This window comes from Aminobacter sp. P4_H6_2 (genome assembly GCF_056400805.1).
The window spans coordinates 1-5539 of sequence record NZ_JBFUKO010000354.1; the positions used below are offsets into that span (position 1 = coordinate 1).

Genomic DNA, 5539 nt, shown 5'->3' on the forward strand with positions numbered 1-5539 from the left:
TCCTTATCCAGCATCCCGAGCTTGCCGAGCCGCAATGGCCGCACGTTGGCGCAAACGGACTTGTCAGGTGGGAAGACCCCGAGCGGCGTCCCTCCTTACGCAAATATACGGTGCGTGCTCTCGACCTTGCGGCCGGCACGCTCGATATCGACTTCGTCCTGCATGCCGATGCCGGGCCGGGATCGGACTTTGCCGAGACAGCGCGCCCCGGCGACCGGATCGGCATATTCGGTCCCGGCGGCGGCGGACTGATCGAGGCAGACTGGTATCTCCTGGCCGGCGACGAAACAGCGCTTCCAGCAATATCGCGCATGCTTGAATACTTGCCCGAAACAGCGCGCGGTGTCGCGTTGATCGAGGTGCCCGATGCACGCGAGATTCAGCAACTGGAGATCAATGCCGCAATCCCACTCCATTGGCTCTGCCGCAATGGTGCCGAACCGGGTGCTCTGCTGACCGAGTCGGTACGCGACGTGCGTCTCCCCACCGACGGCGTGAGCGTCTTTGTCTGGGTCGGTTGCGAATTTGGCGCCTTTCGCGATATCCGCTCCTACCTGCGAAAGGAACGTGGACTATCAAAGCGTGAGCACCTCGTTGTTTCCTATTGGCGCCGCGGCAACAGCGAAGATCAGGCTGAAACGGAAACTTGACCGCTGCGGGCCGAAAACATTGAGCAGTGAGCGTAACTTGAGGGTCGTTGCTGGCATTACGCTGCTCGTGCGCTTGCAGGGCGCTCGAAATCGGTCAGCAGCGAAGCGCGGCAAGCGTCCTTCGCCTCCTGGCGAAGCCACAATGACGCTGAAATCCACTACCTAGCCGCTGCGGCGACGATGTATCGTGAGATGGACATGCAATTCTGGCTGGAGCAGGCCGAGGCCGAGATGCGCTTGTTGCAATAGAACGTATTTTCCAAAGCCGGGACTTGTTCCCCATCCTCAGTCGTGGCACGGGGACCGCCTGGCTACAGCATCATACCAAATCAGATTGTTTGACTACCAACGAGTCACTTGTTTTGAAAGAACTCATCCTGTAGCAAAAGAAAGTGGATCTACGTAGCGGAGCACGTGATGACTGAAATTGCACTGGTGAATCAAAACGCACTGATCGAATTGACTGCAGACGTTGTCGCGTCATACGTCTCGAACAACCCAGTTCCCGCCGGTGAATTGCCAGGATTAATCAGCAGCATCCATGCATCGCTGTCTAATTTGACATCGCCTCAGCCGGCACCAGCAGAAAAGCTGACGCCAGCGGTATCAATCAAGAAGTCGGTGACCGACGACTACATCATCTGCTTGGAAGATGGTAAGCAATTCAAGTCGCTCAAGCGCCACCTTGGCGTCCACTACAACATGACGCCCGACGAATATCGCGCCAAATGGAACCTGCCGTCGGACTATCCTATGGTTGCGCCATCTTATGCTGCAACCCGTTCGGCGCTTGCCCTTGCGGCTGGCCTTGGTCGCAAGCCTGGCCAAGTTGTGAAGCCAGCCGCTAGGGCCCGGAAGGTCAAGTAACCCCGCCCTTCCCTGACACGTTCAACCGCTCCCACATTGGGAGCGTCGCTACGCGATGACCCGGATTTTCTAAGAGGCGAGCTTGCTCGTTCCGCCAACGTCTTGGAACCAGCGTGAATGCTGGAAGCCAAGCTCGGGCAACTGACGAACGACAGGCTCCTTGCTTCAGCGCGCGGCAGATCGGTTCTCGTGCCGCACGGCCTCTAACAAAAACTCCTTCATCTTGGCAGCGGCCGGCGACAGCATCGGCTGCCGGTGCTGAAGGATGGAGATGTCGCGGCTGATCACCGGACCGACCAGCTCGATAACCCTGACATCGACGTTGGTGGTGAGCTGGCGCGAATTTTCCGGTAGCACGGCAACGCCTAGCCCCTCGGCGACCATGCTGATGGCGGTGGTTGAAAAACGCACCTCGTACTTCGTCTTCATCTCCGTGCCAGCCGCGATTAGCGCGCGGTCGACCAGGTCGCGAAGCGGATTGTCCTTGGCAAGGCCGATCAGCGCTTCTCCTGTCAGATCCGACCAATGCACTTTGCCCGTCCGCGCCAGCCGATGATCGGATCGGCAGATCAACATCAGCCTGTCGCGCATCAACAGGCTAGTCTGGATTTCGGGATCGTCGCCGGAAATGGTGCCTATACCAAGATCAGCCTCGTTGCGCTTTAACGCCGGCCGCATCTCTTCTTCTGGCATGTCGCGTATCTGCACCGAAATATCGGGGTATCGCTTGACGAACCGCGCGATGACAGGCGGTAGCAGCGTGGCCGCAAGCACGATCGCTGCGGCAACAGTCACGCGACCCCGCTGCAAGGCGGCAAGGTCGTGAATGTTGCCGACGRCAATCTCCAGATCCGTGATGACCTTTCGTGCCTGGGGCAGGAATTCCCGGCCCGCTGTCGTCAGGCTGACCATCCGGGTGTGCCGGTCAAACAGGCGGTGGTTCAATCCGACTTCTAATTCCTTGATCAGAATGCTGATCGCCGATTGTGTCAGATTGAGCTCGCCTGCGGCCAAGTTGAAACGGCCAAGATCCGCCACCGCGATGAATGCCTGCAATTGCCGGAGCGTCACATTCACGCGTGGTCACCTGGTCTGCGAGCCCCGGGCATCGGGACTTCTGGCAGAAGAATAGACAACTGCCGCAATTCTTATGCAATCCATCATAATGAGCAGAATTGTCTCAAGACATTCAATAACAAGACGACAACACGCGGCCTGATCAATGGACGGCTTCGCTTGCAGCCATCGCCTCGCTGACATTGCCGGCCATAAGCAGGCCTATTTCGTCGAGGCGGCTACGATCAGGCGGCAGCTCGCCAAGAATGCGGCCCTCGTAAATCACCAGAATTCGGTCGCAGATGGCGAAAAGCTCCTCCAGCTCGGTGGAGATCAGCAGGATCGCCTTGCCTGCCTCTCGCTGCTTCAGGACCTCCTGCATCACCAGCTCGGTTGCGCCGATGTCGATGCCGCGCGTCAGCTGGTTGATAAGAAGGAAATCGAAGCGGCGCGCAAGTTCTCGCCCGACAACGAGCTTCTGCTGGTTACCACCTGAGAGGTTCTGGATCAGCTCGCCGGGATGAGAGGCCTTGACCTTGAAGCGCCGCATCAATTCTCGCGTCTGGCTGGTTACTTCGCTGAAGTCGAGCATGCCGCGCGAACTGAAAGGCGGCTGGTTGTAGCGCTGGAGGAGGACGTTTTCAGTCAGCGGCAACGGCAGAACGATACCCATCTTGTGACGGTCCTCGGGTATGTGGGAAATGGGCAGCTGGTTGACGTCTTGTGACGTGAGACCACGCATTTCCTGACCGTTGAGACGTACGCTACCGGACGTGATGGGAAGCAGTCCAGTCAGCGCCAGAGCAAGTTCGGTCTGGCCGTTGCCTGAGACGCCGGCGATACCGACGATCTCGCTTTCGCGCACATCGAAGGACACGCCGCGCACGGCCGGCAAGCCGAGCTCGTTTTTGCAGTGCAGGTCCCCGACCGACAATACAAGCCGGCCGGCAGAAAGCTTCGTTCGCGGCAGGTCCATCAATACGTCACGGCCAACCATCATGCGTGCGAGTTCGCGCGGATTGGTTGACGACGTCTGGGTGGTGAAGACGACCTTGGCATCGCGCATGACGCTTACCCGATCACTGACCCGCATCACCTCGTCAAGCTTGTGCGAGATGAAGATCACCGTCTTGCCGTCGGCAACCAGATCGCGGAGCAGTTCGAGCAACCTGTCCGTTTCCTGGGGCGTCAGCACCGCCGTCGGCTCGTCGAGGATGAGCAGATCGATGCCATGGAACAGCACTTTCAGGATCTCGACGCGCTGCTGCTGGCCGACCGAAAGATTTGCGACCAGGGCGTCAGGTTGGACGTCGAGCCCATAGCGATCGCTGAGAGCGGTTATCCGCGCATTCACGTCGCTCATGTCGTTGATAAGCTTGAACGGCGAACCGTGGCCGAGTACGTAGTTTTCGGCAACGGTGAGATTGGGAACCAGCATGAAATGCTGGTGCACCATGCCGATGCGGTGCTTGATCGCCTCGCGCGGCGAGCCGAGCTTAAGCGGCTTGCCCATGAAGATGATCTGACCTTCGTTCGGCGAAAGCACGCCACACAGGATGCTCATCAAAACGCTCTTGCCAGCGCCGTTTTCGCCAAGCAGCGCGTGGATTTCGTTTTCTTCGACGTCCAACGTCACCCCGGCACTGGCGACGATGTCACCGAAGCGCTTGTGGATGTTTTCCATCAGAAGCAATGGCTTGCCGCTCATGTTGGTCTCCTCAAGCTTTCTTGTAGGGCACACCGAGCATACTCGGTGTGTCGACCTTGTTGCGCACGAGCATCAGGGCGATGATCGTCATCACATAAGGCAGCGCCTGGAACAGTTGGTAAGGCACCAGCAGCATAGGCTGCGCCTGGAGCTGGAGCTGGAGCGAGTAGAACAGACCGAACAGCAGCGAGACGAAGAAGGCGCCAATCGGCGACCAGCGCGCGAAGACAACGACCGCAAGGGCTATGAAACCACGACCCGAGGTGATGCCTTCGACGAACTGATTTGAGTGACCAAGCGTCAGAAAAGCGCCGCCCAATGCGGCCAAAGAGCAACCGATCAGCACCGCACCATAACGATAGAGCGCAACGCTACGGCCGGCGACATCGACGGCCTTGGGATGCTCACCGACGGCCCGCAGAGTGAGGCCAAATGACGTCTTGTAAAGCACGAACACCGCAAGCACGGTGACAAGGACGGTGCTGTAGACGAGCGCATTTTGGCGGAAGAACGCCTCACCGAAGAACGGCAGGTCACTGAGCCAGGGGATATCGAGCGGCTTGGCGATCTCGACGCCCTTGCCAGTCGATACAAAATAGGCGCGGAATAGAAACGCCGTCAGGCCAAGCCCCAGGAGATTGATCGCGGCGCCTACGACGATCTGATCGGCCTTGATGGTGATGGTGAAGAAGGYGAACAAAAGCCCAATCAGAATGCCGCCGCCGATTGCTGCGAGCAGCCCAAGCGGGATGCTTCCCGTCGTAAAGGCCACCGCGAAGCCAGCAAAGGCACCGACCAACATGACGCCTTCCAGGCCGATGTTGAGAACGCCGGCGCGTTCCGAAAAGATTTCGCCGATCGAGGCGAAGATCAGCGGCGTCGCGAGCCGCCAGGTGGCGCCCAGCGTGGTGGCAAGAAAGCTCAGAGTTGCAACATCTTCCATGTTTCACCTATTCGGATGGGCGAGCTGTGCGGAACCGGTAAACGCCGAAGCCGACAACCGACAAGATGACGATGCCTTGGATCACCGAAACCAGCACCTGCGGCACCTGGGCCGTGATTTGCATCAATTCCGAGCCGGAGCGGAGCACGGCAAACAAGATGCCCGAAAAGATCGCGCCAATCGGGTTGTTGTTGGCAAGCAGGGCGACGGCAATTCCCTCAAAGCCATAGCCGGGCGAAATATTCTGGTAGAGGCGGTGGGTGACGCCGGCGATCTCGAAGGCTCCGGCAAGGCCGGCCATGGCGCCGCTGATGC

6 protein-coding genes are annotated in these 5539 nt (G+C 58.9%); 2 read left to right on the plus strand and 4 right to left on the minus strand.

Annotation, left to right across the window (positions count from 1 at the left end; genetic code table 11):
- Nucleotides 1–650, plus strand: a 650-nt coding sequence (locus AC1DUU_RS21460; protein WP_476785415.1) for a siderophore-interacting protein, incomplete at its 5' end; no start/stop codon positions are given.
- 417 nt (nucleotides 651–1067) lie between these two features.
- Nucleotides 1068–1517 (plus strand): Ros/MucR family transcriptional regulator, encoded by a 450-nt coding sequence (locus AC1DUU_RS21465; RefSeq protein ID WP_476785416.1) that lies wholly within the window; start codon nucleotides 1068–1070, stop codon nucleotides 1515–1517.
- Between the two features lie 165 nt (nucleotides 1518–1682).
- On the opposite strand, the gene AC1DUU_RS21470 is transcribed toward AC1DUU_RS21465, so the two are convergent.
- The 4 genes from AC1DUU_RS21470 to AC1DUU_RS21485 form a co-directional block, all read right to left on the minus strand.
- A complete protein-coding gene (locus AC1DUU_RS21470; protein ID WP_476785417.1) occupies nucleotides 1683–2594 on the minus strand; it encodes a LysR substrate-binding domain-containing protein in 912 nt (303 codons plus the stop codon).
- Between the two features lie 142 nt (nucleotides 2595–2736).
- The gene (locus AC1DUU_RS21475; RefSeq protein WP_476785418.1) at nucleotides 2737–4281 is read right to left on the minus strand and encodes an ABC transporter ATP-binding protein; all 1545 of its coding nucleotides are present in this window, start codon (nucleotides 4279–4281) and stop codon (nucleotides 2737–2739) included.
- Between the two features lie 10 nt (nucleotides 4282–4291).
- Entirely contained in the window at nucleotides 4292–5224 is a 933-nt protein-coding gene (locus tag AC1DUU_RS21480; RefSeq protein WP_476785419.1) for an ABC transporter permease, read from the minus strand.
- A gap of 7 nt (nucleotides 5225–5231) precedes the next feature.
- Nucleotides 5232–5539: ABC transporter permease subunit (locus tag AC1DUU_RS21485; protein WP_476785420.1), on the minus strand; the 308-nt coding region annotated here is incomplete at its 5' end.